This window comes from Cellulomonas oligotrophica, assembly GCF_013409875.1.
Taxonomy (GTDB): domain Bacteria; phylum Actinomycetota; class Actinomycetes; order Actinomycetales; family Cellulomonadaceae; genus Cellulomonas; species Cellulomonas oligotrophica.
Map to the genome: position 1 here is coordinate 2075386 of NZ_JACCBK010000001.1, position 25283 is coordinate 2100668.

30 protein-coding genes and 1 riboswitch are annotated in these 25283 nt (G+C 76.0%); of the genes, 12 read left to right on the forward strand and 18 right to left on the reverse strand.

Going from position 1 to position 25283, the window contains the following annotated elements:
* Positions 1 to 15: 15 nt before the first annotated feature.
* The gene (locus BKA21_RS09280; RefSeq protein ID WP_140457948.1) at positions 16 to 1149 is read left to right on the forward strand and encodes a winged helix DNA-binding domain-containing protein; all 1134 of its coding nucleotides are present in this window, start codon (positions 16 to 18) and stop codon (positions 1147 to 1149) included.
* Positions 1150 to 1204: 55 nt separating this feature from the next.
* The gene (locus BKA21_RS09285; RefSeq protein WP_140457949.1) at positions 1205 to 1753 is read left to right on the forward strand and encodes a DinB family protein; all 549 of its coding nucleotides are present in this window, start codon (positions 1205 to 1207) and stop codon (positions 1751 to 1753) included.
* Between the two features lie 3 nt (positions 1754 to 1756).
* On the opposite strand, the gene BKA21_RS09290 is transcribed toward BKA21_RS09285, so the two are convergent.
* On the reverse strand, positions 1757 to 2479 hold the full coding sequence (locus BKA21_RS09290; protein ID WP_140457950.1) for a DUF5701 family protein: 723 nt from the start codon (positions 2477 to 2479) through the stop codon (positions 1757 to 1759).
* 173 nt (positions 2480 to 2652) lie between these two features.
* Here BKA21_RS09290 and BKA21_RS09295 point away from each other — a divergent pair, with 173 nt between their 5' ends.
* The gene (locus BKA21_RS09295) at positions 2653 to 3036 is read left to right on the forward strand and encodes a hypothetical protein (protein WP_140457951.1); all 384 of its coding nucleotides are present in this window, start codon (positions 2653 to 2655) and stop codon (positions 3034 to 3036) included.
* On the opposite strand, the gene BKA21_RS09300 is transcribed toward BKA21_RS09295, so the two are convergent.
* Together BKA21_RS09300 and BKA21_RS09305 are read right to left on the reverse strand one after the other, a co-directional pair.
* A complete protein-coding gene (locus tag BKA21_RS09300; RefSeq protein WP_140457952.1) occupies positions 3023 to 3628 on the reverse strand; it encodes a methyltransferase domain-containing protein in 606 nt (201 codons plus the stop codon). The two genes, BKA21_RS09295 and BKA21_RS09300, sit on opposite strands and share 14 nt — an antisense overlap.
* A complete protein-coding gene (locus BKA21_RS09305) occupies positions 3625 to 4125 on the reverse strand; it encodes an NUDIX domain-containing protein (RefSeq protein ID WP_275406402.1) in 501 nt (166 codons plus the stop codon). The genes BKA21_RS09300 and BKA21_RS09305 overlap by 4 nt, the downstream gene beginning before the upstream one ends.
* A gap of 102 nt (positions 4126 to 4227) precedes the next feature.
* On the opposite strand from BKA21_RS09305, the gene BKA21_RS09310 reads away from it, so the two are divergent.
* Positions 4228 to 5550, forward strand: a complete 1323-nt coding sequence (locus tag BKA21_RS09310; RefSeq protein WP_140457953.1) for an MFS transporter — start codon at positions 4228 to 4230, stop codon at positions 5548 to 5550.
* Here BKA21_RS09310 and BKA21_RS09315 read toward each other — a convergent pair.
* The 4 genes from BKA21_RS09315 to BKA21_RS09330 are packed head-to-tail and all read right to left on the reverse strand — an operon-like array spanning position 5528 to position 9390.
* Positions 5528 to 5941 carry an ATP-binding protein gene (locus BKA21_RS09315; protein WP_140457954.1) on the reverse strand — a complete coding sequence of 138 codons (414 nt, stop codon included), beginning with the start codon at positions 5939 to 5941 and terminating at the stop codon, positions 5528 to 5530. The genes BKA21_RS09310 and BKA21_RS09315 overlap by 23 nt on opposite strands.
* Positions 5931 to 6266 carry an STAS domain-containing protein gene (locus BKA21_RS09320; RefSeq protein WP_140457955.1) on the reverse strand — a complete coding sequence of 112 codons (336 nt, stop codon included), beginning with the start codon at positions 6264 to 6266 and terminating at the stop codon, positions 5931 to 5933. Before BKA21_RS09320 ends, BKA21_RS09315 begins: the two co-directional genes overlap by 11 nt.
* Entirely contained in the window at positions 6266 to 8200 is a 1935-nt protein-coding gene (locus BKA21_RS09325; protein WP_140457956.1) for a glycosyltransferase family 2 protein, read from the reverse strand. Before BKA21_RS09325 ends, BKA21_RS09320 begins: the two co-directional genes overlap by 1 nt.
* Positions 8197 to 9390, reverse strand: a complete 1194-nt coding sequence (locus tag BKA21_RS09330) for a PP2C family protein-serine/threonine phosphatase (RefSeq protein WP_140457957.1) — start codon at positions 9388 to 9390, stop codon at positions 8197 to 8199. The genes BKA21_RS09325 and BKA21_RS09330 overlap by 4 nt, the downstream gene beginning before the upstream one ends.
* Positions 9391 to 9567: 177 nt before the next feature.
* On the opposite strand from BKA21_RS09330, the gene BKA21_RS09335 reads away from it, so the two are divergent.
* Genes BKA21_RS09335 through BKA21_RS09345 form a run of 3 tightly spaced genes read left to right on the forward strand, consistent with a single transcriptional unit; the run spans position 9568 to position 11542 of the window.
* Positions 9568 to 9933, forward strand: a complete 366-nt coding sequence (locus BKA21_RS09335) for a YciI family protein (protein ID WP_140457958.1) — start codon at positions 9568 to 9570, stop codon at positions 9931 to 9933.
* A complete protein-coding gene (locus BKA21_RS09340; protein ID WP_140457959.1) occupies positions 9930 to 10271 on the forward strand; it encodes a YciI family protein in 342 nt (113 codons plus the stop codon). The genes BKA21_RS09335 and BKA21_RS09340 overlap by 4 nt, the downstream gene beginning before the upstream one ends.
* Positions 10268 to 11542, forward strand: coding sequence for an RNA polymerase sigma factor (locus BKA21_RS09345; RefSeq protein ID WP_140457960.1), 1275 nt, complete (start codon positions 10268 to 10270; stop codon positions 11540 to 11542). Before BKA21_RS09340 ends, BKA21_RS09345 begins: the two co-directional genes overlap by 4 nt.
* 7 nt (positions 11543 to 11549) lie before the next feature.
* Here the strand turns inward: BKA21_RS09345 and BKA21_RS09350 are convergent, their stop codons facing one another.
* The 4 genes from BKA21_RS09350 to BKA21_RS09365 all read right to left on the reverse strand — a co-directional run bounded on the left by BKA21_RS09350 (position 11550) and on the right by BKA21_RS09365 (position 14946).
* Positions 11550 to 12752 carry an Nramp family divalent metal transporter gene (locus BKA21_RS09350; RefSeq protein ID WP_140458426.1) on the reverse strand — a complete coding sequence of 401 codons (1203 nt, stop codon included), beginning with the start codon at positions 12750 to 12752 and terminating at the stop codon, positions 11550 to 11552.
* A gap of 196 nt (positions 12753 to 12948) precedes the next feature.
* Positions 12949 to 13839: a hypothetical protein gene (locus BKA21_RS09355; RefSeq protein WP_140457961.1), complete on the reverse strand. Its 891-nt coding sequence runs from the start codon at positions 13837 to 13839 to the stop codon at positions 12949 to 12951.
* Between the two features lie 178 nt (positions 13840 to 14017).
* A complete protein-coding gene (locus BKA21_RS09360; protein WP_170208930.1) occupies positions 14018 to 14164 on the reverse strand; it encodes a hypothetical protein in 147 nt (48 codons plus the stop codon).
* 146 nt (positions 14165 to 14310) lie between these two features.
* On the reverse strand, positions 14311 to 14946 hold the full coding sequence (locus tag BKA21_RS09365; RefSeq protein WP_140457962.1) for a YgjV family protein: 636 nt from the start codon (positions 14944 to 14946) through the stop codon (positions 14311 to 14313).
* A gap of 102 nt (positions 14947 to 15048) precedes the next feature.
* On the opposite strand from BKA21_RS09365, the gene BKA21_RS09370 reads away from it, so the two are divergent.
* On the forward strand, positions 15049 to 16131 hold the full coding sequence (locus tag BKA21_RS09370; protein ID WP_140457963.1) for a GNAT family N-acetyltransferase: 1083 nt from the start codon (positions 15049 to 15051) through the stop codon (positions 16129 to 16131).
* A gap of 6 nt (positions 16132 to 16137) precedes the next feature.
* On the opposite strand, the gene BKA21_RS09375 is transcribed toward BKA21_RS09370, so the two are convergent.
* Positions 16138 to 16440, reverse strand: coding sequence for a DUF4287 domain-containing protein (locus tag BKA21_RS09375; RefSeq protein ID WP_140457964.1), 303 nt, complete (start codon positions 16438 to 16440; stop codon positions 16138 to 16140).
* Positions 16441 to 16519: 79 nt separating this feature from the next.
* Between BKA21_RS09375 and BKA21_RS09380 the strand changes: the two genes are divergently transcribed.
* Positions 16520 to 17500 carry a DUF5937 family protein gene (locus BKA21_RS09380; RefSeq protein ID WP_140457965.1) on the forward strand — a complete coding sequence of 327 codons (981 nt, stop codon included), beginning with the start codon at positions 16520 to 16522 and terminating at the stop codon, positions 17498 to 17500.
* Between the two features lie 34 nt (positions 17501 to 17534).
* On the opposite strand, the gene BKA21_RS09385 is transcribed toward BKA21_RS09380, so the two are convergent.
* From BKA21_RS09385 to BKA21_RS09405, 5 genes are all read right to left on the reverse strand, one after another.
* Positions 17535 to 18317 carry an SRPBCC family protein gene (locus BKA21_RS09385; RefSeq protein WP_140457966.1) on the reverse strand — a complete coding sequence of 261 codons (783 nt, stop codon included), beginning with the start codon at positions 18315 to 18317 and terminating at the stop codon, positions 17535 to 17537.
* A gap of 162 nt (positions 18318 to 18479) precedes the next feature.
* The gene (locus tag BKA21_RS09390) at positions 18480 to 19226 is read right to left on the reverse strand and encodes a hypothetical protein (RefSeq protein ID WP_218886993.1); all 747 of its coding nucleotides are present in this window, start codon (positions 19224 to 19226) and stop codon (positions 18480 to 18482) included.
* Positions 19227 to 19271: 45 nt separating this feature from the next.
* On the reverse strand, positions 19272 to 20309 hold the full coding sequence (locus BKA21_RS09395) for an ABC transporter ATP-binding protein (RefSeq protein ID WP_140457967.1): 1038 nt from the start codon (positions 20307 to 20309) through the stop codon (positions 19272 to 19274).
* A gap of 40 nt (positions 20310 to 20349) precedes the next feature.
* On the reverse strand, positions 20350 to 22077 hold the full coding sequence (locus BKA21_RS09400) for an ABC transporter permease (RefSeq protein ID WP_140457968.1): 1728 nt from the start codon (positions 22075 to 22077) through the stop codon (positions 20350 to 20352).
* 1 nt (position 22078) lies between these two features.
* A complete protein-coding gene (locus BKA21_RS09405) occupies positions 22079 to 23155 on the reverse strand; it encodes a thiamine ABC transporter substrate-binding protein (RefSeq protein ID WP_140457969.1) in 1077 nt (358 codons plus the stop codon).
* Positions 23156 to 23231: 76 nt separating this feature from the next.
* A riboswitch (TPP riboswitch) is annotated at positions 23232 to 23354 on the reverse strand.
* Positions 23355 to 23421: 67 nt separating this feature from the next.
* On the opposite strand from BKA21_RS09405, the gene BKA21_RS09410 reads away from it, so the two are divergent.
* On the forward strand, positions 23422 to 23859 hold the full coding sequence (locus BKA21_RS09410; RefSeq protein WP_140457970.1) for a hypothetical protein: 438 nt from the start codon (positions 23422 to 23424) through the stop codon (positions 23857 to 23859).
* A 7-nt stretch (positions 23860 to 23866) separates the two neighbouring features.
* Here BKA21_RS09410 and BKA21_RS09415 read toward each other — a convergent pair whose 3' ends face one another.
* The gene (locus tag BKA21_RS09415) at positions 23867 to 24088 is read right to left on the reverse strand and encodes a helix-turn-helix domain-containing protein (RefSeq protein ID WP_140457971.1); all 222 of its coding nucleotides are present in this window, start codon (positions 24086 to 24088) and stop codon (positions 23867 to 23869) included.
* Between the two features lie 137 nt (positions 24089 to 24225).
* Between BKA21_RS09415 and BKA21_RS09420 the strand changes: the two genes are divergently transcribed.
* Together BKA21_RS09420 and BKA21_RS09425 are read left to right on the forward strand one after the other, a co-directional pair.
* The gene (locus BKA21_RS09420; protein ID WP_239072881.1) at positions 24226 to 24516 is read left to right on the forward strand and encodes a DUF4235 domain-containing protein; all 291 of its coding nucleotides are present in this window, start codon (positions 24226 to 24228) and stop codon (positions 24514 to 24516) included.
* 56 nt (positions 24517 to 24572) lie between these two features.
* Positions 24573 to 25178, forward strand: coding sequence for a hypothetical protein (locus BKA21_RS09425; RefSeq protein ID WP_140457972.1), 606 nt, complete (start codon positions 24573 to 24575; stop codon positions 25176 to 25178).
* Positions 25179 to 25283: the final 105 nt, after the last annotated feature.

Genomic DNA, 25283 nt, shown 5'->3' on the forward strand with positions numbered 1-25283 from the left:
CGGTGGAGTGGGACCGTGATCCTGACGGCGGACGACCTCAACCGGGCGACCCTGGCGCGCCAGATGCTCCTCGTCCGCGAGGACGTGCCGGTCGAGGACGCGGTGCGCCGCGTGCTCGCGCTGCAGGCGCAGGACGCCGCGGGGCCGTACGTGGCGCTCGCCAACCGGGTCGCCGGGTTCGACCCCGCCGCCGTCGACGACGCCTACGCCGCGGCCCGCCTGGTCCGCTCGACGCTGCTGCGCATCACCATCCACACGGTGCACGCCGACGACCACGCGACGCTGCACGCCGCGGTGCTGCCGACGCTGCGCGCCTCGTGCCTGAACGACCCGCGGTTCACGGTGAGCGGGCTGACCCCGGCCGACGCGGACGACGTCGTCGCGGGGCTGCGTGCGCTGACGACCGTGCCGCGCACGCAGGACGAGATCGACGCGTGGCTGCGCGGGCGCGTGGGCCCCGACGCCGCGCCGGCGGTGTGGTGGGCCGTGCGGCGGTTCGCGCGCCTGCGCCACGTGCCCGACGGGTCGACGTGGGCGTTCGCGCGTCGTCGCACGTACGCGGCCACGGGGGACGACGCGGAGCCGGACCGCACGCAGGCCCTCGCGGCGTACGCCCTGCGCTGGTTCGCCGCGTTCGGGCCCGGCACGGTGGCGGACGTCGCGCAGGCCGCGATGGTGCGGCGCGGGGACGTGCGCGCCGCGCTCGAGACGGTGCCGGGCGCGCTCGTCGAGGTCACCGGGCCCGACGGCCGGCCGCTGCTCGACCTGCCCGACGCCCCGCGCCCGGACGGTCGCGCACCGGCCCCGCCGCGGCTGCTGGGCATGTGGGACAGCGTGCTGCTGGCCCACCACGACCGCAGCAGGGTCGTGCCTCCGCAGCACCGCGCCCACGTGACGCGGCGCAACGGCGACGTGCTGCCGACCCTGCTGGTCGACGGGCGCGTCGCCGGCGTGTGGCGTCTCGTCGACGACGGCGTCGAGGCGACCGCGTTCGACCCGCTGCCCGACGACGCGTGGGACGGGCTGGCGGAGGAGGCGTCCCGCCTGCTCGCGTGGGCGAGCCCGCGCGACCCGGCCCTCTTCGCCCGGCACACCCACTGGTGGGCGTCGCTGCCGACGGACGCGCAGCGACGCGTGCTCCCGGCCTGACCCGCCGCACGCCAAAGCACTGGGCCTGACACGTGCGGCGCGGGATGCTCACGCCATGGACACCCCCGGCACGATCACCGTCGAGCGCACCGACCCGCCGCTGAGCGGCTCCGAGGCGCAGACGCTCCTGACCTTCCTCGACTACCACCGCCGCACCCTGCTGCTCAAGGTCGACGGGCTCGACGCCGACGGCCTCGCCCAGGCGCTCGCGCCGTCGACGATGACCCTCGGCGGGCTGCTCAAGCACCTGGCGTACGTCGAGCACCACTGGCTGCACGTGGTGCTGCTGGGCCTGCCGCCGGTGGAGCCGTGGGCGTCGGCCGACTGGGACGCCGACCCGGACTGGGAGTGGCACAGCGCGGCCGACGACTCCCCCGAGCAGCTGCGGGACCTGTTCACCCGGTCCGTGGCCCGGTCGGAGCAGGTCGTGACCGACGCGCTGACCCGGGGCGACCTCGCGCAGGTGTCGGTGCGGCCGCAGCGCGGCACCGGCGAGCACTACTCCCTGCGGTGGATCCTCGTGCACCTCGTCGAGGAGTACGCCCGGCACAACGGCCACGCGGACCTCCTGCGCGAGGCCGTCGACGGCGCCACCGGCGAGTAGGGCTCAGGGGCTCAGGCGCGTAGTCGCCGACGCCAGGCCGAGCCAGGTGTGCGGGTTGCGGTCCCAGCACCAGCCGAGCTTGGCGCGGCTCTCGCTGATCCACACGGCGGGGACGCGCTGGTCCGTGCCGGTGCGCGAGCCGGCCAGGGAGTAGCAGCGGTTCGGGCGCAGCACGTCGGGGCGCACGACCGTGAGGAGCACGCCCTCGAGCATCGTCAGCGGGGTGCGGCCGGCGGCGAGGACCGCGGCCGTGGCCTGCTCGGGAGCGGTGCCGCACCACGTGGAGCCGGTGTCGACGCCCACGAGGAGGTACGGCTCGGGGGGCACCTCGACGCCGTGCGCGGGCCGGTAGCCGGCGGCCTCGTCCGGCGGGATCACGCTGACGCCGAGCCGGCCGCCGCGTCGCATCGCGGGGGCGGCGGCGTTGACGTCGACGGCGGGCAGGACGAGGACGAACGGCACCGCGTCGTCGGGGGCACCCGCCCAGGTGGTGCTGCCGGGCTGCGGCAGGGCGTCGAGGTGGTGGCGCAGCGCGTCGGCCCGGGCGCCGAGCGCGTCGGCGTCCCAGCCGAGGGTGGCAGCGACGCCGCTCTCGACGAGCGCCCGCACCTGGCGGTCGAGCTCGTCGGCGTGCGGGGCTGCGAGGTCGACGGCGGCTGCCGCGGGCGAGCGGTCTGCGAGGACGGTGGGCAGTGCGGGGTCGACGGCGACGACGGGGACACCCATGCGGACCTCCGGGCGGGGTACGGGAACGGGCAAGGTCCAACGCCGTCGGCGCGACCGGTGTTCCCTCGCAGGTCGCAGGCCCGCGGCGGGTGCCGCGGAGGTGCGGCAGTGGTTGCCGGATCGCAACATGTTCGCCACCCGGGATGCCCGGATTGCCCCGTATCCTCCGGCGCATGGGAGTCTCGTTGCACTGGTCCGCCTCGCGCGGCCACGCGCTGTCGTCCGCCGAGGAGGCGCAGCTGCGGGGCGTGGTCGCCGCGCACAACGCGTCGTTCGCCTACGACGCGCAGACGCTGCAGATCGATCCCCCGCAGCAGGACGGGCCCGTGCTGCAGGGCTCGACGCAGCTGCCCTCGGCCGACCCGTTCGCGACGTTCCTGGGGCTGGCGCACTGGTGCCACGCCCTGACGGACATGCGCCGCGCGCTGCCCGACGCGGTGTGGGAGGCGCACGTCGACGGCGAGCCGGTGCCGTGGGACGACGCGGAGGGCTACGGCTGGCCGGAGCAGCGCGACCCCGCCCTGATGGCGGAGATGCAGCAGCTCATGCGCCGGTGACGGCCGGGCGGGTCCAGACCAGGGACCACCGCCAGTACAGGTGCCGGCGCCACCGGGCGCCGGGCAGCACCTCGGCGACGACGCGGCGCATCGACGCGTAGCTCTCGGGCGGCGGCCACACGGTCGGCGACGGGTGCTCCCAGTAGCCGCGGGCACGCCGGGCGACGGCGTGGGCGACGACCGCACCGATCTCGTACGGCAGGTCGGCGGGCTGGTCCGAGCGCGCGAGGCCGACGACGACGAGCCGCCCGCCGGGCGCCACCAGCGCAGCCATCCGCTCCAGGCCCTCCCGGGCGTCGAGGTGGTGCAGGGTGGCGACGGAGGCGACGACGTCGTAGCCCCCGAGGGGCAGCGGGTGCGTGAGCACGTCCCCCTGCACGTAGGCGGGTCCGCCGCCGGCGTGACGGGCCTCGTCGAGGCCCGCGGCGTCGAGGTCGATGCCGGTGACGTCCGGGACGACCTGCTGCAGGCGCCGGGCGAGCATGCCCTCCCCGCAGCCGACGTCGAGCGCGGTGCGTGCGCCCGCGGGCACGGCGGCGAGGACGAGCCGGTGGTAGTGGGTGTTGTGGTTCCAGCGTCGGGCGTCGCTCACCGGTCGATCACCGCGGCCAGGGCGTCGACGACGGGCACCTGGCCGGCGACGAGCTTCTCGCGGGCCTCCGCATAGCCCCACCAGACGGCGCGGTCGACCTCGGGGACGACGACGACCCGGCCGGACCGCGGGGGCCAGGTCACCTCGACGGTGCTGACGCCGGGGCGCTGCGCGAGGTCCTCGCAGGCAGGGTCGGCGGCTGATCCGACGAGCTCGGCGGGCACCTCGAGCGCGAGGACGACGACGGTCTTGCCGGACGTGTAGCGGAACGCGCCGAGCTCGACGAGGGGGCCGGCGGGCACGGGGACGCCGATCTCCTCGACGAACTCGCGCCGGGCGGCCTCCTCGTGGCTCTCGCCGGGCTCGACGAGCCCCTTGGGCACGGACCACGCCCGCGCGTCCTTGCGGGCCCAGAACGGCCCTCCGGTGTGGGCGAGGAGCATGCGGGGCGCGGGCCCGCGGTGGTGGAGGAGCAGTCCTGCGCTGGTGGGCGGCACGGGTCGATCATCGCGCACCGCGCGGGGGATCGTGACCGTTTCGTGTCCTGCACCGACCGTCAGTCACTTTGGTCGAAGTGGCGAGTTGATACGGTTTATGACATGCCCACCCCGCGCACGCCCGGGGCGTTCTGGTGGCTCTGGACGTCCTCCGCGCTGTCGAACCTCGCCGACGGCGTGCTCAAGATGGCCGTGCCGCTCGTCGCGCTCCGCTACACCGACTCCCCCGCGCAGATCGCGGGCCTGAGCCTCGCGATGGGGCTGCCGTGGCTGCTCGTCGCGCTGCCCGCGGGCGCGCTGGTCGACCGGTGGGACCGGCGGCGGACCATGCTCGTGGCGAACACGGTCCGCACGCTCGTGCTCGTCGTCGTCCTCGGCGTCGCGATGGGCGGCCACGCGAGCATGGCGTGGCTCTACGCGGCCGCGCTCGTCGTCGGCGTCGCCGAGGTCTTCTACGACACGACCGCGCAGTCGATCCTGCCGCAGGTCGTCGGGCGGGACGCGCTGCCCCGCGCCAACGGACGGCTCATGGCCGCCGAGCTCACCGCCAACCAGTTCGTCGGCCCGCCGCTCGGCGGTCTGCTCGCCGCCGCGGGCGTCGGGCTCGCGTTCGGGGTGCCCGCCGGGGCGTGGGCGCTGGCGGTCGTCGCGCTCGTCGCCGTGCGCGGCACGTTCCGCACCCCCGTCGACGCCTCCGCGCCCCGCACGTCGCTGCGCGCCGACGTCGCCGAGGGCCTGCGCTTCCTGTGGACGCGCCCCGCGCTGCGCTCGCTCGCCTTCATGACCGGGCTGCAGAACCTCGCCTCGACGGCCGCCGGTGCGGTGTTCGTGCTGTGGGCCGTCGGGCCCGGCTCCGCGCTCGGGCTCAGCGAGCCGGGATACGGCCTGCTCGGCACCACCCTGGCGGTCGGGGCCGTCGGCGGGTCCCTCGTCGCCGCGCGGGTCGCCGACCGGGCCGGGCTCACCCTGACGCTCGCCGTGTCCGTGCTCGCCAGCGCCGCGATGCTCGCCGTCCCCGCGGTGACGTCGCAGATCGTGCTCGTGGGCGCCTCCTACCTGGCCGCGGGCCTGGGCATGGCCCTGTGGAACGTCACGGTCGTCTCGCTGCGCCAGCGGCTGACGCCCGACCGGCTGCTCGGACGGGTGAACAGCGCCTACCGGCTGCTGGCGTGGGGCACCATCCCGATCGGCGCCGCCGTCGGCGGCCTGCTCGCCGAGCTCTCCGGCATCCGCGTCGTGCTCCTGGCCTCCGCGGCACTGACGGTCGTGACGCTCGTGCTGCTGCCCGCGATCACGGCCGCAGGCATGGGCGAGACCGAGGCGACGAACGAGGCGACGACCGAGCAGGGCCCGGACGCCGTCACCGACCCCGTGCCCGCGGTCGCGACGCCCGGCATGCCCGTCAGGGGTGCCGAGGACGCGTGAGGGACCACCGGACCCCGCCGTCGTGGGGTCCGAGCTCAAGCCGGACGAGGACCCGCGTCAGGGGCAGCCCGCGCCCCGACTCGGCCTCGACGCCCGGCATCGGCGCGTCCATGTCGATCACGGGGACCGGCCCGTCGTGGTCGAGCAGCGCCACGACCGCGTCGGCGTCGACCCGGACCTCGAGGCCACCGCCGTGCCACAGCCCGTCGGCGCCGTGCTCGACGACGTTGCCCGCCACCTCGACGACGGCGGTCTCCACCGCGATGCGGTCGACCTCGGCGACGTCGGGGGCGGCGCGCCACAGCTCGGTCAGCGCCGCGTGCACGCGCCCCAGCGCCCCGGCGGCGTCGTCGCCGTCGAGCGGGACCCGGACCCGCACGTCAGGAGGCACCGACCGCGTCCTCGACGCTCGCGTACGGGCGCAGCACCCGGTCCATCGTCGTCAGGCTGAGGACGGTCGCGACCTGCGCGCCCACCCGGGCGATCCGCAGGTCTCCCCCGGCGGTGCGGGCCGTGCGCAGCGCGCCGACGAGCGCGCCGAGCCCGGACGAGTCGACGAACGGCACGTCCGCCAGGTCGAGCACCACGACGGGGTGCCCCTCGGCGACGGTCCGCTCGACCTCGGCCTTCAGCTCGCCCGCGGTGACCATCGTCAGCCGCCCCTGCGGACGCAGCACCGCGACGCCCCCGGGCTGGACCTGCGTTCCGATCTCCATCAGACCTCCTCCTCGGCGTCCCGGTACCCGCGGTACCGCAACGCCTGCACGATGACGCTGAGCACGACCAGGTCGTAGGCGACCCAGGCCAGGTTGACGAACGTGCCGACCCACAGCGCGTACCCGAGGGACCAGCGCACGACGCCGATCACCGCGGCCACCACGAGCAGCGCCATCGCGGTCAGCTGCGGCCAGACCAGGCGCCACGACCCGGCGCCGTCCTGGCGGACCTTCGGGGTGACCGCGAACCCGAGCGGACGCCCCCACCACACGTTCGCCGCCGCCGTGACCGTCGCCTTGATCCACACGGGGAACAGCGCGAGCGAGTACTGCTGCCCGCGCCACGTGCGCAGCCCGCGCGCGGCGACCAGGAACAGCAGCTGGCTCGCGACCTGGAACGGGATGAACCGCGCGAAGAAGTCGACCGTCCACGCGGTCACCGGCAGCACGCCGAAGCACAGGAAGATGATCGGCGCCGCGAGGTACACCACGGCCGCGAACCCCGACAGGTAGCTCCACATCGTCGCCGCGTACATGAGCCGCTGCCCCGTGCGCAGCCCGCGGACCGTCAGCGGGTTCTCCTTCAGGAGCACCTGCATGGTGCCCTGCGCCCAGCGCAGCCGCTGCGTGATCATCGTGCCCAGGTCCTCGGGCGCCAGCCCGCGGGCCAGCACCTCGTGGTGGTAGACCGTCCGCCAGCCGAGGGCGTGCAGGCGCATCGCGGTGGCCATGTCCTCCGTCACCGACAGCGTCGCGACGGGCATGACGGGCTGCGCCTCGCCCGCGCGGTCCACGTCGACCGCCCGCACGAGGGTCTGCACCGAGGCGATCGCGCCCAGCGGGGACCAGTCGCGCGCGCCGAGGGCCGCGAGCGCCGCCTCGTCGACGACCGGGACGCCGAGCTCGGCGTCCGTGGCGATGGGGACCTCGCCCATGGCCTCGAGGTCCGCGCGGATGGCGGCGAGGTCGTCGTCGACCACGCCGGAGGCGACGTCGTCGACACGACGCTGGAACCGGTAGGTCACGTCGGCCACGGGCTCGCGGGCGTCGAGCGCGCGCAGGGCGTCGGCGGCGGCGCGGGCGACCTCGTCGACGGCCTCGGCCACGCGCGGCTCCGTCGCCGATCGACGCGCGCGGGCCAGCACGGTGCGGGACGTGCGCAGCGCCTCGCGCACGGTCCGCTCGGTCTCGCGCACGTACCCGACGAGGCCGAGCTGCATGAGCGCGTCGCGGCGCAGCACGGCGTTGGAGCCGCAGAAGAACGCCGCGTTCCACCCGTCCTTGCCCTGCTGGATCGGGCCGTAGAACAGCGGGGCCTGCGACCCGAGCGGGTCGGCCTCGGTGACGTTGGTGAAGTGCTGCGGGGTCTGCACGAGCGCGACCTGCGGGTCGTCGAAGTAGGCGACCGTGCGGTCGAGGATCGCCGGGTCGGGCACCTGGTCGGCGTCGAGCACGAGGATGAGCTCGCCGTCGGTGCGGAACAGGGCGTTGTTGAGGTTGCCGGCCTTGGCGTGCCGCGGCCGGCCGGTCCAGTCGTCGCCACGCACGAGGTACCCGACGTCGAGGGCCTCGACCTGGGCCCGCAGCTCGGGGCGGGCGCCGTCGTCGAGCACCCACGTGCGGTGGGGGTAGCGGATGTCGCGGGCCGCGCGCGCCGTGGCCAGCACGAGCGGCAGCGGCTCGTCGTACGTCGTGACGAAGACGTCGACCGTGACGCCCGCGGGCGCGGGCCCGGGCTCGGGGCGCGGCTGCGCCCGCCACATCGTGATGCCGAAGAGCGCCACGTCGACGAACGAGTAGGTCTCGGCGACCACCAGCGGCACGGCGATCCACCAGGCGGACCAGTTGACGGACTCCAGCCAGCGCCAGACGACGTAGTTCGTGCCCAGGACGAGGGTGAGCACCACGACCAGGCGCAGCCAGAACACCCTCACGGCCGGGCCTCCCGGCGCAGCGCGACGACCGTGACGTCGTCGGGGCGCACCACCGCCCCGGCGGCGAGGGTGAGCACCCGGTCGACCGCGGCGGACGCCGACGCGGCGTCGGCCAGCACGTGCGCGACCTCCTCGACGGCATCGATCTCCCCGCCGAGGGTGTCGAGGACGCCGTCGCTGAACGTCACGAGCAGGTCCCCGGGCTCCAGGTGCGCGCGGCGCACGGGCCGCGGGACCAGGGGCGCGCCGGGGTCGAGTGCCGCCGCGACGCCCAGCGGCGGACCGTCGGCGAGGAGCCGCTCGTGCCCGCCGCCCGCCCGGACGACGAGCGTGAGCCCGTGCCCGGCGTCGACGTGCTCGACGTCGCCCGAGCCGGTGACGACGTGCGCGTGGAACGCGGTGACGAAGGCCGCGGTCTGCGCGAGGTCGCCAGCGAGCGTCTCCTCGGCGGCCAGCAGGGCGTCCGCCACGTCGCCGCGGCGCGAGGCCCCGCGGACCACCGCCCGCACGGTCGCGGCGATGATCGCGGCGCCCGGGCCCTTGCCCATGACGTCGGCGAGCGTGACCACGACGCCGTCGGGGGTGCGGGCCCAGTCGTAGAAGTCGCCGCCGACGCCACGTGCGGGCAGGCACGCGCCGGCGACCTCCCAGCCGTCGACGACGGGCGGGGACGTGGGCAGCAGCGCGGCCTGGATGCGCGCGGCACGCTCGAGCTCGGCGTCCACGACGAGCTCCTGCTCGACCCACGACGCCAGGTCGCGCAGCAGCGCCTGCTCCTCCGCGGTGAAGGTGCGCGCCCGGTTGTCGACGAGGCAGAGCGTGCCGACCCGCTGACCGCCCGACGCCACGAGGGGGTGGCCGGCGTAGAAGCGCAGCCCGGGGTCGGTGACGACCCACGGGTTCTGGGCGAACCGCGGGTCGGCGGCCGCGTCCTCGACGACGAGGGTGCCGCCCTGCTCGATCGTCAGGCGGCAGAACGACGTGTCGCGGGGCGCCTCGGACACGTCGAGCCCGACCTGCGCCTTGTAGAACAGCCGGTCCCGGTCCACCAGCGACACGTACGCCGTCGGGACGGCGAAGAGCTGCTGCGCGAGGCGCACCACGCGGTCGAACCGCTCCTCGGGCGCTGTGTCCAGCAGCCCGAGCTCCCGCACCGCGGCCAGCCGGTCACGCTCGGTCGTCTCCCCCATGCGTCGACGCTACGCACGACGCCCCGGTGCCCGCAGCACGAGAGGGCCGCTGCGCCCGGAACGCCCCGACTTGCCCGTCCACCTGCCGACGTGCCGGGGGCCGCTGTCGAAAAGTCGCCCTCTCGACCGTCACGCCTCTCGACAGGCACAGTGGGTGCCGCGACGAAGGGGACGACGATGAGCGACGCGACGACGTACCTCGTGCTGCTGTGGGGGCGCGAGGAGGAGTGGGCGGACGCCGACGAGGCGACCGTGGCCGCCGCGATGGCGGAGCACGACCGGTTCACCCGGGCCCTCGCGGAGGGCGGGCACGAGATCGTCGGCGGGGACGCCCTCGCCCCGGCGGCCACCGCCCGCGTGGTGCGGCGCGGCGACGACCCGGACGACCTCACCGTGACCGACGGGCCGTACGCGGAGGCCGTCGAGCAGCTCGGCGGGTACTACGCCGTGCGGACCGCCGACCTGGCCGGGCTCACCGCGCTCGTCGGGATCGTCGTCGGCACCGGCACCGTCGAGATCCGACCCGTCGAGACGTACGCATGAGGTTCGTCGTGCTCGTCTACCAGGACGAGCGGGTGTGGCTCGAGGCCGACGACGCCGCACGCGAGCGGTGGACCGCGCAGCACGCCGCGTTCGACGCCGGGCTGCGGGACGCGGGCGTGGACCTCGTGGCGACCGAGGTGCTGCACGGCGTCGACGCCGCGACCACGTTCCGCCGCCGGGGCGACGACGTCACGCTGACGGACGGGCCGTTCGCGCCGACGGCCGAGCAGCTGGGCGGCCTGTACGTGCTCGACGCGCCCGACCTCGACGCCGTCACCGGGACGCTCGGGCTGCTGCCGGAGTACACCCTCGAGGTGCGACCGGTCGCGGCGCTGTGAGCGACCCCGCGGCGGGCACGGACGGCGCCGACGTCGACGCCGCGCTCGCCGCCGCGTGGCGCGCGCACTGGTCCCACCTCGTCGCGCTGCTCGTGGGTCAGTTCGCCAGCCCCGACCTCGCGGAGGACGGCGTCGCCGACGCGTTCGAGGCCGCGGCGCGCACGTGGCCACGCTCCGGGGTGCCCGACAACCCCGGGGCGTGGCTGCTGACCACGGCCCGCCGCCGCGTCCTCGACCGTCTGCGCTCGCGCGCGGTCCACCGGCGCAAGGAGCCGCTCCTCATCGTCGACGAGCAGCTGCGCGCCGTGGCCGCGCAGACGCAGGACCCGGGGGCGCACGTGCCCGACGACCAGCTGCGCCTCGTCCTCACGTGCTGCCACCCGGCGCTCGCGGTCGCCGACCGGGTGGCCCTGACGCTGCGGTTCGTGGTCGGCCTGCGCACGCAGGACGTGGCCCGCCTGCAGCTGGTCCAGCACACCGCGATGTCGGCCCGGCTGACGCGGGCCAAGCGGCGGCTGGCCACGGCCGGCATCGCGTTCACCGTGCCGCCGCCCGAGCGGCTCGACGAACGCATGGACGCCGTCACGACCGTGCTGTACCTGCTGTTCACGGCCGGGTACCAGCCGTCCGACGCCCCCGGCGGCCTGCGCGTGGACCTCGCCGACGAGGCGATCCGGCTGACCCGCGAGCTGGACCGCCTGCTGCCGGGCCGCGCCGACCTGCGCGCCCTGCTGGCCCTCATGCTCCTGCAGCACTCGCGCCGCGACACGCGCCTGGACGCGGCGGGCGCGCTCGTGCTGCTGCCCGACCAGGACCGCACGCGCTGGCACCACGACGAGATCGCGCAGGCCGTCGACCTGCTGGGCACCGTGCCGCCGGGCGACGGGCGCGCCGAGGAGTACCGGCTGCAGGCGCTCGCGGCCGCGGAGCACGCGACGGCGGCCCGCCCGCAGGACACCCGGTGGGACGTCGTGGCCGCCCGGTACGCCGAGCTGGAGGCCCGCACGGGCTCGCCGGTGGTGCGGCTGGCCCGCGCCGTGGCGGTCGCGGAGGGCGCGGGGCCCGAGGCGGGCCTGCGCCTGCTCGACGGGCTCGACGCGGACCTGGCGCACCACCACCGGCTGCCGGCGGTCCGCGGCGAGCTGCTGCTGCGGGCGGGCCGGGCGGCGGAGGCGGCCGCCGAGCTGGAGCGGGCGCTGGGGCTCGCTCCCGCGGGGGCCGAGCAGGACCACCTGCGCCAGCGCCTGGCGGACGCGCGCACCCCGGGGTGAGGTCGGGTCAGCCGAGGACGAGCAGGCCCAGCAGCGCGAGGTTGAGCGCCACGACGAGCGCGACGACCACGCACAGCACGCCGTGCACGACGGGCCCGCTGCGGTCGGCGCCCATGACCGACCGGTCCCGCGTCAGCCGCACCAGCGGGACCATGACGAACGGGATGCCGAAGCTGAGGACCACCTGGCTGAGCACGAGGGTCCAGGTCGGGTCCGCCCCGAGGGCGAGCAGCACCACGGCGGGCACGATCGTCACGACCCGGCGCACGAGCAGCGGGATCCGGCGGTGCAGCAGACCGGCCATGATCGTGGCTCCCGCGTAGGCGCCGACGGACGTGGACGCGAGCCCGGACGCGAGCAGCCCGACGGCGAACACCACGCCGATCGCGGGGCCGAGGGACGTGACGATCGCGGCGTGCGCACCCTCGATGGAGTCGGTGCCCTCGACGCCCTGCAGCGCCGAGGCCGCGAGCAGCAGCAGCCCGATGTTCACGGCCCCGGCCACGGCGAGCGCGGTGGCGACGTCCCACCGGGTCGCCCGCAGCAGCAGCCGCCGCCCCTCGCCCTCGGGGGCCCGCCCGTGCCGGTCGCGGACCAGCGCGGAGTGCACGTAGATCGCGTGCGGCATGACGGTGGCGCCGAGCATGCTCGCGGCGAGCAGCACGGAGTCGGAGCCGTCGAACCGTGGCGCGAGGCCGGCGAGCACGCCGCCGGCGTCGGGCGGGCTGAGCACGAGGCCGGCGAGGAACCCGACGGTGATGACGAGCAGGAGGGCGACGACGACGGCCTCGAACCGGCGCTGCCCGTACCGGTCCTGCGTGGCCAGCAGCAGCAGCGACGCGGCGCCGACGAGCACGCCGCCGAGCGGCAGCGGCACCCCGAAGAGCAGGTGCAGGGCGATGGCGCCGCCGACGACCTCGGCGACGTCGGTCGCGGCGGCGACGAGCTCGGCCTGCGCCCAGAACGCGAGACGGCTGCGGCGGCCGAGGCGGTCCCCGAGGATCTCGGGCAGCGACCGGCCGGTGACGAGCCCGAGCTTGGCGGACTGGTACTGCACGAGCACGGCCATGGCGTTGGCGGCGACGAGCACCCACAGCAGCAGGTACCCGTACCGGGCGCCGGCGGTGAGGTTCGCGGCCACGTTGCCCGGGTCGACGTAGGCGACCGCGGCGACGAACGCGGGCCCGAGCAGCACGGGGACGCGTCGCACCCGCGGCCGTGCCGCCTCGCCGCCGGCTGCCTCGCCGCGGCCTCCCGCCGTGCCGTCGAGAGCCGGCAACCTGTCGCGCACGCCCCACCTCCTGAGTTCGGACGACCGAACTCTAGCCTGCGGGGTGGGGCGATCACGTGCTGGCGGTCGAGCGGGCCGCGCGTCGTCGACGGACGGCCCGCTCGACCCGGCGGCGTCAGCCGAGCAGCTTGATCTCCTCGACGATGCCGGTCGTGCGTCGGATCTCGATCTCGTCGACCACCGCACCCGGGACCAGCACGCTGACGTCGGCGTCCTCGTCCTCGGACTCCTCGCCGTCGTCCTCGGACGTGCTCGGCGCGTCGGTCTCCTGACGCTCGACCTCGATCTCGGTGTCGGCGTCGACGTACGCGGTGACGACCGTCCCGCCGGTGCGCTCGATGACCAGGGCCCCCGTGCCGACGTCGAAGCCGGACACGACGCCGAAGGCGACGTCGCCCTCGTCCTCGTCGTCCTCGCCGTCCCCGTCACGGTCCCCGCTGCACACGTCCGAGACGGTGTCGTCCTCGTCCTCGTTCGCCCGCCGGTCGCGGTCGTAGTCCTCGTCACCGTCGGCCAGGCCGTCGCCGTCGGCGTCGGTCGAGCCGACCTTCAGCCGCAGCTCGTTCTCGTCCTCGTCGTCGACGTGGTCGCCGTCCACGTCGTCGTCGTCGTTGGTGCACGACTCGGCGGCGTCGTCCTCGTCCTCGTTGGCGATGCCGTCGCGGTCGTAGTCCTCGTCGCCGTCCTTGCGCCCGTCGCCGTCGCTGTCGGACTTGATCAGCGAGGTGCCCGTGACCGTCTCGTCACGGTCGTCCTGGCCGTCGTTGTCGGTGTCCTCGTCGCGGGGCAGGCCGTGCCGGCGGTACTCCTGCAGGTTCGACAGCCGGTCGTGGTCGGGGTCGCCCTTCGCGTCGGCCGCGGACCGGGGGTTCAGCCGGTGCGTCGTCTCCCAGGTGTTGGGCATGCCGTCGCCGTCGTAGTCCCCCGAGGCTGCCATCGCCGCGCCGGGCACGGCCACGAGACAGGCGGCCACCGTCCCGGCGGCGAGCAGGCGTCGGATCGTCATGAGTACTCCACGAGGTGCGGTGCGACCCCCTGGTCGGCTCCCCATCGACCACCGGACGCCACCCGCGAGCGGTCCCGCCGCCCACCACCCGGACGCCGCCCGACCACCACCCGCGGAGGCGACGGCCGTCCGAGCACGCACGACCGCACGGCGCCGCCGCACAGGGTGAGTGCCCTGCTCAGAGCCAGCCGTTGCGCGTGAACAGGCGGGCCACGTTGGCCTGGAGCACGTCGCTCAGCAGCCGGTCGATCCCCTCGACCCGCTCGGCGGCGCGCAGCGCGTGGTCGTGCACGTCCCGGAAGTGGCTCGCGGCCTCGGGGGCCACCAGCGGCACCGCGCCTGCGGCGAGCCGACGGCGCAGTCCCCGACCCCGCCCAGGAGGCGGGCCCGGGCGCCACGGGTGCGCAGGTCGTCCACGTCGTGCTCCGTCCGTCCGAGGAGATGGCCCGCAACCGCACCCGAGGGGCCGGGTCAGGCGGCGACGGGGCGCTCCCACGAACCGTCGGGGAGCGGGCGGAAGCCGACGCGGTCGAGGTAGGCGCGCGCGTTCGGCGGCGTGGTCGGGACCACGAGCCGGTCGAGGCCCTGCGCGGCGAAGACGTCGCTGTGCCGGTACACGAACTCGCCCGGTGTGAAGTCGCGGAACCGGGGCGTCACCCAGTCGAGGACCACGACACCGCTGCCGTCGCCCGCGGGGCGCACGAGCACGACGCCGACGGTCTCGTCGCCGCGCACCACGAGGAACGCGAGCTCGTCGGCGGCCGGTGCGGCGTCGGCGGCGACGGGCACGGTGCGGAACCGGGCGACGTCGTCGGCGTGCACCGCCAGCACGTGGTGCAGGTACGCGTCGTCGGGGGCGACCTCGACCACCGCGTACACGGCGGCGTCGCCGCGCTCACGGTTCAGGCGCCACAGCCAGTACACGTTGATCAGCGCGATCGCCGCGTTCATCGCGGCGAACGGCCAGATCTCGATGACCGCGTTGTAGGCCGTCGCGATCACCGAGCCCACGAGGTTCATCACGCGGAAGCGCCACACGCGCGCCTGCATCAACGACACGACGACGAGGACCGACCCCGTCCAACCCACGATCTCCAGCCACAGCACCGACCGAGGGTAGCGGTCGCGCACCGGCCCGCCCGCGGGACCACCCGGGCCGGCGGCGCAAATGAGTCGCGCGGCACACCCGACCGGGCGCACCGTGGTGCCATGGTGACGACGACGACGTGGACGATCCGGGCGATCGTGCCCGAGCACCCCGACCCCGCCCTCGTGCGCGGGCTCGTCGCGGCGTCCGACGCGGTCGTGGTCGACCGGTGGGGCACCGACGACTTCTGCACGTCCGAGACGGAGGTGCTCTCCCAGCTCGCGCACCAGGAGTACACCGGGCGCGTGCGCCTGGTCGGGCTGGTCGACGACGAGGTCGTCGGGTACGCGAGCCTCGACCTGCCGGTCCGGGACAACACGCACACCGGCTGGCTCGACCTCGGCGTCGTGCCCGCCCACCGCGGCCGTGGGCTGGGCACGGCCCTGCACGGCGCGGCCCTCGACGCCGCGCGCGCGGCCGGCCGGACCACGCTGATGTGCAGCGTGGACCAGGCCACCGAGCCTCCCGAGGGGCCGGGCACGATCGCCCCGTCGACCGGTGTCGGCCGGGTGCGGGCCGACGACCCGGGCGTGCGGTTCGCCCGCGCGCACGGCTGGTCGCTCGAGCAGGTCGAGCGGCACTCGCGCCTCGACGTGCCCGTCGACCCCGACCGGCTCGCCGCGTTCCGCGCGGACGCCGAGCGCGCCGCCGGGCCCGACTACCGGGTCGTCACCTGGACCGACGTCTGCCCGGACGCGTACGTCGACTCCTACGCCCGGCTGATCCAGAGCATGAGCACGGACGCACCCGTCGGCGGCCTCGACCTCGGCGAGGACGGGTGGGACGCGCAGCGGGTGCGCACCCAGGAGCGGGTGATCGCCGAGCGCGGCGACCACCTGCTGACCACCGCGGTCGAGCACGTGCCCAGCGGGGAGCTCGCGGCGTACTCGTCGTTCCACGCCCCCGCGCGCAGCACGCAGTTCGTCTGGCAGGACGACACCCTCGTGGCCGCAGCGCACCGCGGGCACCGCCTGGGGATGCTGGTCAAGGCCGTGCAGCTGCAGCGGCTGGCGGCCGAGCGGCCCGCCGTGCGACGCGTGAGCACGTGGAACGCCGAGGAGAACCGCTGGATGCTCGCGATCAACGTCGCCCTCGGGTTCCGCCCCGCGGGCGGCGCCGGCGAGTGGCAGCGCCCGCTGGCCTGACGCCGGTCAGCCCGTCGGCCAGTCCGCGGGGCGCGTCGCGACGCCGTCCAGCCACAGCCGGTCGCTCGCGTCACGGTGGGTGCCGGTGCTGCCGACGTGGGTCGACGCGATGCGGTCACCCTTCGTGATGACGTGGACGAGCGCCATGGCGTGGCCGCGGCCGAGTCCGTGCTCGGCGGCGAGCCACTCGATGATGGGCCCGGCCTTCGTCCCGGGGCCGAAGCCACGCTCCGCGGCCTGCGCGACCAGCTCGCGCGGGGTCTGGCCGGTCTTCTTCTCGACGGTGTCGAGGTAGGCCTGGAAGGACATGGAGGGCTCCTTGCGCTGGACGGGTCGGACGAACCCGTCCACCTTCCACCGGGCACGAGCCCGCCGATACCTTTTCGACGTGGGTCGAAAGGTCGTCGAGTTCCGACTGTCGCCGGACGACGTCTCGGCCGTGCGGTTCGGGATCTCGCCCGGCCACGAGCTGGTGCACGCCGTCCGCGTGCTGACCCGGCCCGCGCAGCACCCGCTGCAGTGGTCGTGGGCACGCCGGGTGGGCCCGCAGGTGCACGGGCCGGCCGTGGACCTCCTGCGGCTCGTGGTCGGCACCACCGGCTACGTCCCGGACTTCCTCACCAGCACACCCGGGTGGGACGTCACCCCGGACGACGAGTCCGAGCGCCTGCGTCACGCGCCCCTCGGCGGGATGGCGATCGACCTCGGCAAGCGCGTGGCACGGACCGACGGCGCCACGCAGGCCGCGCTGCGCGCCCTGCTCGACGACCTGCCCCGCACGCGGGACGCGGTCGCCGACGCCTGGACGGAGGTCTGGGATGCCGCCCTCGCCCCCTGGTGGCCGCAGGTCGAGCGACTCCTGCGCGCAGACGTGCAGGTCAGGGCTCGACGCATCGCCACGCACGGGCTCGCCGCCATGGTCGGCACGCTGCACGAGCGGGTCGGCTGGCAGGGCTCGTCGGTGCTCGTGGAGCTCGTGCACCACGCCGAGGTCGTCGACTGCGCCGGATCAGGGCTCGTGCTCGCCCCCTCGGTGCTGGCCCGGCAGTGCGCCGCCGTGACCGAACGTCCGGCCCAGCCCACGCTCCACTACCCGGCGCTCGCGGTGTCCGAGCGGTGGTCCGAGGCGGCGGCCGACGCCCAGGACGCCCTCACGGACCTCCTCGGGCACGGACGTGCCGCGGTGCTGCTGGCGCTGGACCAGGAGCTCTCGACCTCGGAGGTCGCGGCCGCGTGCGCGCTCGCCGTGTCGACGGCGTCGCACCACCTGGCCGTGCTGCGCGCGGCGCGCCTGGTCGCGGCGCGCCGCGACGGGCGTCGCGTGGTGCACGAGCGCACCCCGCTCGGCCTCATGCTGGTGGCGGGCTGAGCCAGGCCGCCACCGACGCCGGGGACGGGTCGGGTCAGTGCTGCGGTGCGAGCACGGTGGCCAGCACCGGGACGCCGGCGGCGGCCCACCACGCGTCCCACCGGCGGACGGTCTCGGCCTGCGCGTCGTGGTCGAGGCCGTACGCCGACAGCGTCACGGTGACCAGGCCGTGCGGGGGCCGGTGCGCCGGCGGGGCGACCAGCACGTGCAGGAGCGACGACGTGCCCGTCAGCGCGACGCCGACCTGGTGATCGGTGCGGAACACGACCTTGCCGCCGACGGGCGTCCCGTCGAGGCGCCGGCCCGACAGGTGCACGCCCACGGGCACAGCGCCCAGGCCGGACAGCCCGGCGCGCACGAGCAGCGGCGCCTCGGCCGGGCCCGCGTCCTGCTCGCACACCGACAGCACGAGGCGGTCGTCGCCGGGCTGCACCTCCAGGGCGTGCCGCAGCCGCAGCAGCGCCGCCGTCCACATCTCCCCGACGGGGCAGTACACGCCGTCGTGCCGGGCCTGCATCTCCTGCGGCCGTCGCGTGAACGTCACCCGCGAGCGCATCGGGTCACCGGGGTGGCCGACGACCTTGAGGGAGTCGCCGCGCCGCGGCCAGGAGATCGCGTGGATCGTGCCGGCGTCGTGCTCGCTGCGGACCACGCGCACCCGGTCGCCGAAGAACGTGGCGCGGATCTCCTCGTCGAGCTCGGGGCGCTCGCCGCCGAACCAGCGGCGGATCAGCCGGGCGTCGCGCAGGTGCGCCCAGACGGTCGCCGGGGGCGCCTCGATGTCGAGGGTCACCAGGGGGCGGTTGAGGAGGGTCATGGCGGGCTCCGATCGTCCTGTCGTCAGGGCAAGGGATCGGACGTCGGCGGCCGGGCGCGAGCGGTCGTGCCCGGACGGGCACGACCGGGTGTCCGTTCGGTGCCGGTCCGTCGGACCTTCTCATCCGGGTCCGTGCACGGACGGCGCAGCGCCCGTCACCCGTCAGGCCGCGCCCCACCACCCGGCCCACCGGCGGCGCGCCTCGGCGAGCGTGGCGTCGTCGAGCCCGTACGTGGACAGGTAGGCGTTGACGACGCCGTGCGGCGGGCGGCGGGCGGCGGGCTCCTCGACGAGCACGAGCAGCGACTCGGCGATGCCGTGCAGGTGGATGCCGACCTGGTGCTCGGAGCGCAGCACGAGGGTGCCGCCGACGCGGGAGCCGTCGGGGCGTGTCGCCTCGACGTGCGAGCCGACGGGCGTGCCGCGGACGCCGTGCAGGCCGGCGCGGAACAGCAGGGGGTCGTGGCGGTCCCCGGCGTCCATCCCGGTCGAGACGAGGCTGACGCGGTCCTGGCCGGGGTGCACCTCGAGCGCGAAGCGCAGCTGGTGCAGGAACGTGATCCAGCCCTCGTCGACCGGGTCGAACACGCCGTCGTACGCCGACAGGCCCTCGTGGCTGGCGCGGGTCACCGCGACCCGCGTCGGACCTTCCCCGCCGGGGTGGACGGTGAGCACGTCGTGGCCGTGCGGCCACGTCAGGGTGCGGGTGCCGTCCTCGTGCTGCCCGACGACGGGCAGGTCGACGAAGATCTGCCGGATCTCGGCGTCGAGGCCCGGGTCGTCCCAGCCGAACCAGCGGCGGATCAGGTGCGGCTCGCGCACGTGGGCCCAGACGGTCGCGGCGGGTGCCGCGACGTCGAGCGCGACGACGGTGCGGGGCGCGACGGGCACGGTGGGCTTCGTGGGCATGGCGGGCGCTCCTCGGGGACGACGACGGCTCCGGCCCCTCCGACGCTACGAGCCCGCGGGCAGCACCGCGACCCCGGCGGGGTCGACGCGCAGGGCCACGCGGGTGCCGGGTGCCGCGGACCACGCGCTGGGTGCCAGGGCGGTGACCCGGCCGACGCCGGGGACGTCGACGACGACCTCGGTGCGGCCGCGCCGCGAGCGCTGCACGTGCACGTCGCCGGCGGGTCCGGCGGTCGTGTCCTGGTCGGGCACGACGACGAAGGCGCCTGCGGCGAGCGCGACGACGCCGGGGTGCGGCACGTGCGCGGCCAGGGCCCGCACGGCGGGCGCGTCGGCGTCGAGCGCGCCGAGGAACGCCTCGTAGCCGAGCAGCTGGGCCGTGCGCCGGTCGGCGGGGCGGGCCCACAGCTGTGCGGGCGCGGCGACCTGCAGCAGGCGGCCGGCGTCCATGACGGCGATGCGGTCGGCGACGGCGAAGGCCTCGTCCTGGTCGTGGGTGACGAGCAGCGCCGTGGTGCCGGTGGCGACGAGGACGTCGCGCAGGTCCAGCGCGAGGCGCTCGCGCAGCGTGCGGTCGAGGGCCGACAGCGGCTCGTCGAGCAGGAGCAGGCGGGGGCGCGGCGCGAGCGCACGGGCCAGGGCGACCCGTTGGCGCTGGCCGCCGGAGAGGGTCGCGACGTCGCGGCGCTGCAGGCCGGGCAGCCCGACGAGGTCGAGGAGCTGGGCGACGCGCGCGTCGCGGGCCGGGCGGGCGCCGCGCCCGCGGGGCAGGCCGTAGGCGACGTTGGCGCCGACGTCGAGGTGCCCGAAGAGCTGGCCGTCCTGGAACATGAGGCCGAAGCCGCGCCGGTGCACGGGGGTGCGGGCCACGGAGACCCCGTCCCACGCGACGTCTCCGGCGGCGACGGGCTCCAGGCCGGCGACGGCCCGCAGCAGGGAGGACTTGCCGCAGCCGGAGGGGCCGAGCAGCGCGACGACCTCGCCGGCGGGCACGTCGAGGTCGACGTGGTCGACCGCCGTGACCGCGTCGGGGCCGGTGCCGTACCGGACGACGACGTCGTGGACCTGCAGGCCGTCGCTCACGGCTCACCTCCGGGTGCGGGCGCAGGCCGGCCCGGGCGGCTCACCAGGAGCCCCCGACGCCGGGCGTGCGCAGACGTTCGCAGACCGCGACGACCGCCGCGGTGAGGGCCGCGAGCAGCACGGCCGCGGCCAGCGCGGTGCCGTAGCTCTCGGCACCGGGCCGCCCGATCAGGCGGAAGACGACGACGGGCAGCGTGGGGCTGTCCGGGCGTGCGAGGAACGACGTCGCCCCGAACTCCCCGAGGGAGGCGGCGAACGCCAGGCCGAGCGCCAGGCCGAGGGAACGCACGGCCATCGCGAGGTCGACGGTGCGCAGGACCCGGCCGGGCGGGGCGCCGAGCGTGGCGGCGACCTCCCGCAGCCGCGGGTCGACGGCGCGCAGCACGGGCAGGACGGTCCGCACCACCAGGGGCACCGCGACCACGGCCTGCGCGACCGGCACCAGGACGCCGCTGGTGCGCAGGTCCACGTCGAGGCCGAACGGGGCGTCCATCGCGACGAGGAACCCGAACCCGACGGTGACGGCCGAGACGCCGAGCGGCAGCATCATGACCGCGTCGAGCCCGCCGACCGCGCGGCGCAGCACCGGGCGGCGCGGGCGGCGCGAGACGACGAGCGCGACGAGCCCGCCGACGACGAGGGCGATGACGGTGGCGTCGAGCGCGACCCGCAGCGACGTGACGGCGGCCTCCAGGGGCGTGACCCGGAGCGTGTCGGCGGGCAGCGCGAGTGCCGCGTAGTGGTCGAGCCCCCAGCCCGTGGGCGTGCGCAGCGACCGGACGACGAGGTTCACCAGCGGCAGCGCGAGCAGCCCGAGCACGGTGGCGGCGGTGACGACGACGGCCGTGACGTCGACGGGGTCGCGCCACCGCACCGGGTGCGCGGTGCCCACGGGCTCGCCCAGGTCGAGGGCCCGCTCGGTGCGCGCCCGCGCCCGGGCGGCGGCCGCGAGCGCGCCGGCGACCACGACGAGCTGCAGCACGGACAGCACGGCGGCGGCGCGCAGGTCGAGGTACTGCGTGGTCTGGACCCAGATCTCGGTCTCGACGGTGCCGAAGCGCCGCCCGCCGAGCACGAGGACGGTGCCGAACGCGGTGGCGCAGAACAGGAACGTCAGCGAGGCCGCCGAGGCGATCGCGGGGGCGAGCGCGGGCAGCGTGACGGTGCGGAACGCCCGCCAGGGCGATGCGCCGAGGGAGCGGGCGGCCTGCTCGGCGCGCGGGTCGAGCCGCTCCCACAGCCCGCCGACGGTGCGCACGACGACGGCGTAGTTGAAGAACACGAGCGCGAGCACGATCGCGGCGAGGGTGCCGTCGAGGCCGAGGCCGCCGAGCATGCCGCCGTCGACGAGCAGGGAGCGGAACGCGACGCCCACGACGACCGTCGGCAGCACGAACGGCACGGTGACGACGGCGCGCAGCGCGTCCCGGCCGGGGAACCGGCACCGGTGCAGCAGGTACGCGCCGGGGATGCCGAGCAGCAGCGACCCGGCGGTGCCGAGGGCGGCCTGGGCGAGCGTCTGGCCGAGGATGCGCCACGTGCGGGGGCGGCCCAGCACCTCGCCGACGCCGCTGAGGTCGAGCGCCCCGTCGGTGACGAACCCGCGCCCGACGATCTCGGCGACGGGCCACGCGAAGAAGACCCCGAGGAACGCCAGCGGGACGCCCACCGCCGCGGCCCACCCGAGGGTGCGCCCGACCGACGCGCGACGGTCCGCCGCCGGCCCCCTGGCGGCGGCGGGCGTCACGCGTCGGTCGAGCAGCGTCATGTCAGCCGACCACCGTCGCCGACCAGTCGTCGAGCCATGCCTCGCGGTGCTCGGCCACGTCGGCCGGCGCGACCTCGAGCGGCTCCTCGGCGAGCGGCGCCCACGACGCCCAGTCCTCGGGCAGCTCGACGGACGAGCTCACCGGGTACATGTACATCGACGTCGGGATGTCGGCCTGGACCTCGTCGGACAGCAGGAAGTCGAGGAGCTGCGCGGCACCCTCGGGGTTGTCGGCGCCGGCGAGGACGCCCGCGTACTCGACCTGCCGGAAGCACGTGCCGAGCAGGGCGGCCGTGGTGGGCTCGTCGCCGCCCTCGGGCACCGTGAACGGCGGCGACGACGCGTAGGACAGCACGACGGGCCGCGGGCCCTCGCCGCCGCCGCCGCTGAAGTCGGTGTAGTACGCCTCGCTCCACCCGTCGGCGACCTGCAGGCCGTTGTCGCGCAGGTCGGCCCAGTAGTCGAGCCACCCGTTCTCGCCGAACTCCCCGATGGTCGCGAGCACGAACGCCAGGCCGGGCGAGGACGTCACCGGGTCGGGCACCACGGTCAGGTCGGCGTACTGCGGGGCCGTGAGGTCCTCGAACGTCTCCGGCGGCTCCAGGCCCTGCTCGTCGAACCACGTGAGGTCGACGTTCATGCAGACGTCGCCGACGTCGATCGCGGTCAGCGCGCCGTCGTCGCCGGGCACGGCGTACGCGGCGGCGTCCTGCGCGGCCGGGGCGGTGACCTCGGCGGGCACGACGACGCCCTCGTCGAGCGCCCGGGACGCGAACGTGTTGTCCACGCCGTAGACCAGGTCGCCCAGCGGCGCGTCCTTGGTGAGCACGAGCTGGTTGACCAGGGCCCCGGAGTCGGCCTGCTGCACGATCTCGACCGTGAGCCCGGTCTCCTGCTCGAACTGCTCGAGGATGCCCTCGGACAGCCCGAACGACTCGTGGGTCACGAGCGTGACCGTGCCGCCGCCGGTGCCCTCGCCCGCGTCGGTGCCGCCGCCGACGGCCGAGCAGCCGGTCAGCGCGAGCGCCCCGACCAGCCCGAGGGCCGCCGTGCGGGTGCGGTGGTGGGTGGGTGCCATGAGGTGGTGCGTCCTCCGTCGTCGTCGCGGAGGGCCCCCGCGCCCCGACGCGCCCGCGGGGGCACGCCGACCGCGGGAGGAGAGAAGCCCGACTCCCTACGCCGGTGCGAGCCGGATCAGGTTCGAGGGTCTGCGGTGGTCCGCACTCTCAGCGTCCAGCACGTCCTCGCGGACGCCCGACGCTCCCCTGTCGTTCGCCGCCGATCCTAGCCCTCCCCCGGACACCCGTCCGACGCCTCCCGCCCGGACGTCGCTACCGTGCGGTCATGGAACCCGCCCCGGGCGTCGCGCCGCTCGTCCCCCCGTCGGTGCGCCGCGTGCTCCTGGCTGCGGCCGGGGGCGCCCTCGCCGGCGCGTGGGCCGGGGCGTGGGCGCTGGTGTGGCCGGAGCTCATGCGACCCACCGGGCCCGTCGGCGGCCTCCTGCCGTTCGCCGTAGCGGTTGGCGCTGCCGCCGGGGTGGTCGCGGGGGTGCTGCTGCGGTCCGCGCTCCGCGCCCTGGTGCGGCACCTCGACCGTCGGCGCACACCCCCGCGGGCGGCCCGTGCCGTGGCCGTGGGGGTCACGACTGCGGCAGCGGCGCTGGTCACGCACGCCGCCGTGCTCACGACCGAGGCCCCGTGGAACGCGCCGGCGGTGCTGGGCGTCGGCGCGCTCACCCTGTCCTGCGCCCTGCGCGAGGTCCGCCCTTCGGGGGACGCGTAGCGGACTGCTACGGCTGCTCGACCCGCATCTCGACACCGAGCTCTCGCATGACCTCGAAGAGGCGGTTGATGTACAGCGTCCCGCCACCCTCCTCGAGCTGGTAGACGTACCGGCGGTCGACGCCGATCCGCTCCGCCAGCTCCGCCTGCGTGAGGCCTGCGAGCTCGCGCATCTCGCGGAGGAAGCCGCCGAGGTCTCTCGGACCACGCACGTGGGCCCACGGCGTCATCCCGCACCTCCGATGGGTGGATTTCCTCTCACATGCGCATGCGACATTATCAGCGCATCGCGGTGCGTGCCGATGCCGTCCCCTGCCGTGCGCCGACCTGCGGATCCGTCGGGGCCGCACTAGCGTCGGCGCAGGACGTGACCGACGAGCAGCAGGAGGACGCGGTGGGAGACAAGGACCAGTCGATGGTGGCCAAGATGGTCGGCCTCGGCGTGACCCTGGCCGCGGCGTGGGTCGTGCAGAAGGCGATCGACACCGCGTGGGAGAAGTCCCGCGGGCACAAGCCGCCGGCCGCGGACTCGATGGACGACGACATCAAGTTCTCCGAGGTCGCCGCCGCCGCGGTCATCAGCGGCGCACTGGTCGCCCTCAGCCGCGTCGTCGCCACCCGCGGCACCGCACGCCTCGTGGGTCGCGCCACCCGCTGAACCCCCTCCCACCCGGAGCGGCGGGCAGGACGTTCGTCCCGGGTAGGGTGCGGCGTGTGAGCGAGGGACCGGGCGGCGCGCTGCCCGTCGCGCGTGCCGTGGCGACGGCCGGGACGTCCCTCGCCGTGACCGCCGCCGCCCACGCCGCCGCCGGCGGGGCGCTGCCCGACGCGCTGGGTGCCGCACTCCTGGGGGCCGTCGCCCTGCTGGCCGGGGCCACGGTCGCCCGTCGCCGCCTGCGGGCGGTCACGCTCGTGCCGGTGCTCGGCGTCCTGCAGGTGGTGCTGCACGCCGGGTTCACGTTCTTCAGCCCTGCGGGCACCGTCGCCGGGGGCGGGACGCACGCCGCCCACGGTGCCGGCCACCTCCTCGTCACCACCGGCGCCGGCCACCCGTCGCACACGTCGGCCGGGATGGTCGTGGCCCACGTCGTCGCGGTCGCTCTCGTCGCCGCGCTGATGCTCGGCGCCGACGCCGGGGCGCACGCCGTCGTCCGCACCCTCTCCCGCGTCGCCCCGCTGCTGCGGCACGTGGTCACGGCCGTCGTCACCCCGCCGCGGGTGCCCGTCGAGGCCGTCGGGGTCGTCCTGCCCCGCGCGCTGCTCGTGGTGCGGGACGCACGGCGTCGCGGCCCGCCGCGGGCCCTGCCGGCCGGCTGCTGACCCGTCCCCCGTCGCGGGGACGGGTGCGCCCCCGTGCCGCGCCCGCCTGACCGGCACGCCCGACGCCTGCACCACCCCGACCGCCGCGCGCACCCGCCACGGGTG

Excerpts from the sequence above, each read along its gene's own strand:
- BKA21_RS09340 (WP_140457959.1), top strand. The coding sequence starts at position 9,930 with ATGAGGTTCGTCGTGCTCGTCTACCAGGACGAGCGGGTGTGGCTCGAG.
- BKA21_RS09290 (WP_140457950.1), bottom strand. The coding sequence starts at position 2,479 with ATGGGTGTCCCCGTCGTCGCCGTCGACCCCGCACTGCCCACCGTCCTC.
- BKA21_RS09385 (WP_140457966.1), bottom strand. The coding sequence starts at position 18,317 with ATGACCCTCCTCAACCGCCCCCTGGTGACCCTCGACATCGAGGCGCCC.
- BKA21_RS09330 (WP_140457957.1), bottom strand. The coding sequence starts at position 9,390 with ATGGGGGAGACGACCGAGCGTGACCGGCTGGCCGCGGTGCGGGAGCTC.
- BKA21_RS09390 (WP_218886993.1), bottom strand. The coding sequence starts at position 19,226 with ATGCCCACGAAGCCCACCGTGCCCGTCGCGCCCCGCACCGTCGTCGCG.
- BKA21_RS09310 (WP_140457953.1), top strand. The coding sequence starts at position 4,228 with ATGCCCACCCCGCGCACGCCCGGGGCGTTCTGGTGGCTCTGGACGTCC.
- BKA21_RS09405 (WP_140457969.1), bottom strand. The coding sequence starts at position 23,155 with ATGGCACCCACCCACCACCGCACCCGCACGGCGGCCCTCGGGCTGGTC.
- BKA21_RS09410 (WP_140457970.1), top strand. The coding sequence starts at position 23,422 with ATGGAACCCGCCCCGGGCGTCGCGCCGCTCGTCCCCCCGTCGGTGCGC.
- BKA21_RS09375 (WP_140457964.1), bottom strand. The coding sequence starts at position 16,440 with ATGTCCTTCCAGGCCTACCTCGACACCGTCGAGAAGAAGACCGGCCAG.
- BKA21_RS09320 (WP_140457955.1), bottom strand. The coding sequence starts at position 6,266 with ATGGAGATCGGAACGCAGGTCCAGCCCGGGGGCGTCGCGGTGCTGCGT.
- BKA21_RS09285 (WP_140457949.1), top strand. The coding sequence starts at position 1,205 with ATGGACACCCCCGGCACGATCACCGTCGAGCGCACCGACCCGCCGCTG.
- BKA21_RS09370 (WP_140457963.1), top strand. The coding sequence starts at position 15,049 with ATGGTGACGACGACGACGTGGACGATCCGGGCGATCGTGCCCGAGCAC.
- BKA21_RS09400 (WP_140457968.1), bottom strand. The coding sequence starts at position 22,077 with ATGACGCTGCTCGACCGACGCGTGACGCCCGCCGCCGCCAGGGGGCCG.
- BKA21_RS09415 (WP_140457971.1), bottom strand. The coding sequence starts at position 24,088 with ATGACGCCGTGGGCCCACGTGCGTGGTCCGAGAGACCTCGGCGGCTTC.
- BKA21_RS09295 (WP_140457951.1), top strand. The coding sequence starts at position 2,653 with ATGGGAGTCTCGTTGCACTGGTCCGCCTCGCGCGGCCACGCGCTGTCG.
- BKA21_RS09355 (WP_140457961.1), bottom strand. The coding sequence starts at position 13,839 with ATGACGATCCGACGCCTGCTCGCCGCCGGGACGGTGGCCGCCTGTCTC.
- BKA21_RS09335 (WP_140457958.1), top strand. The coding sequence starts at position 9,568 with ATGAGCGACGCGACGACGTACCTCGTGCTGCTGTGGGGGCGCGAGGAG.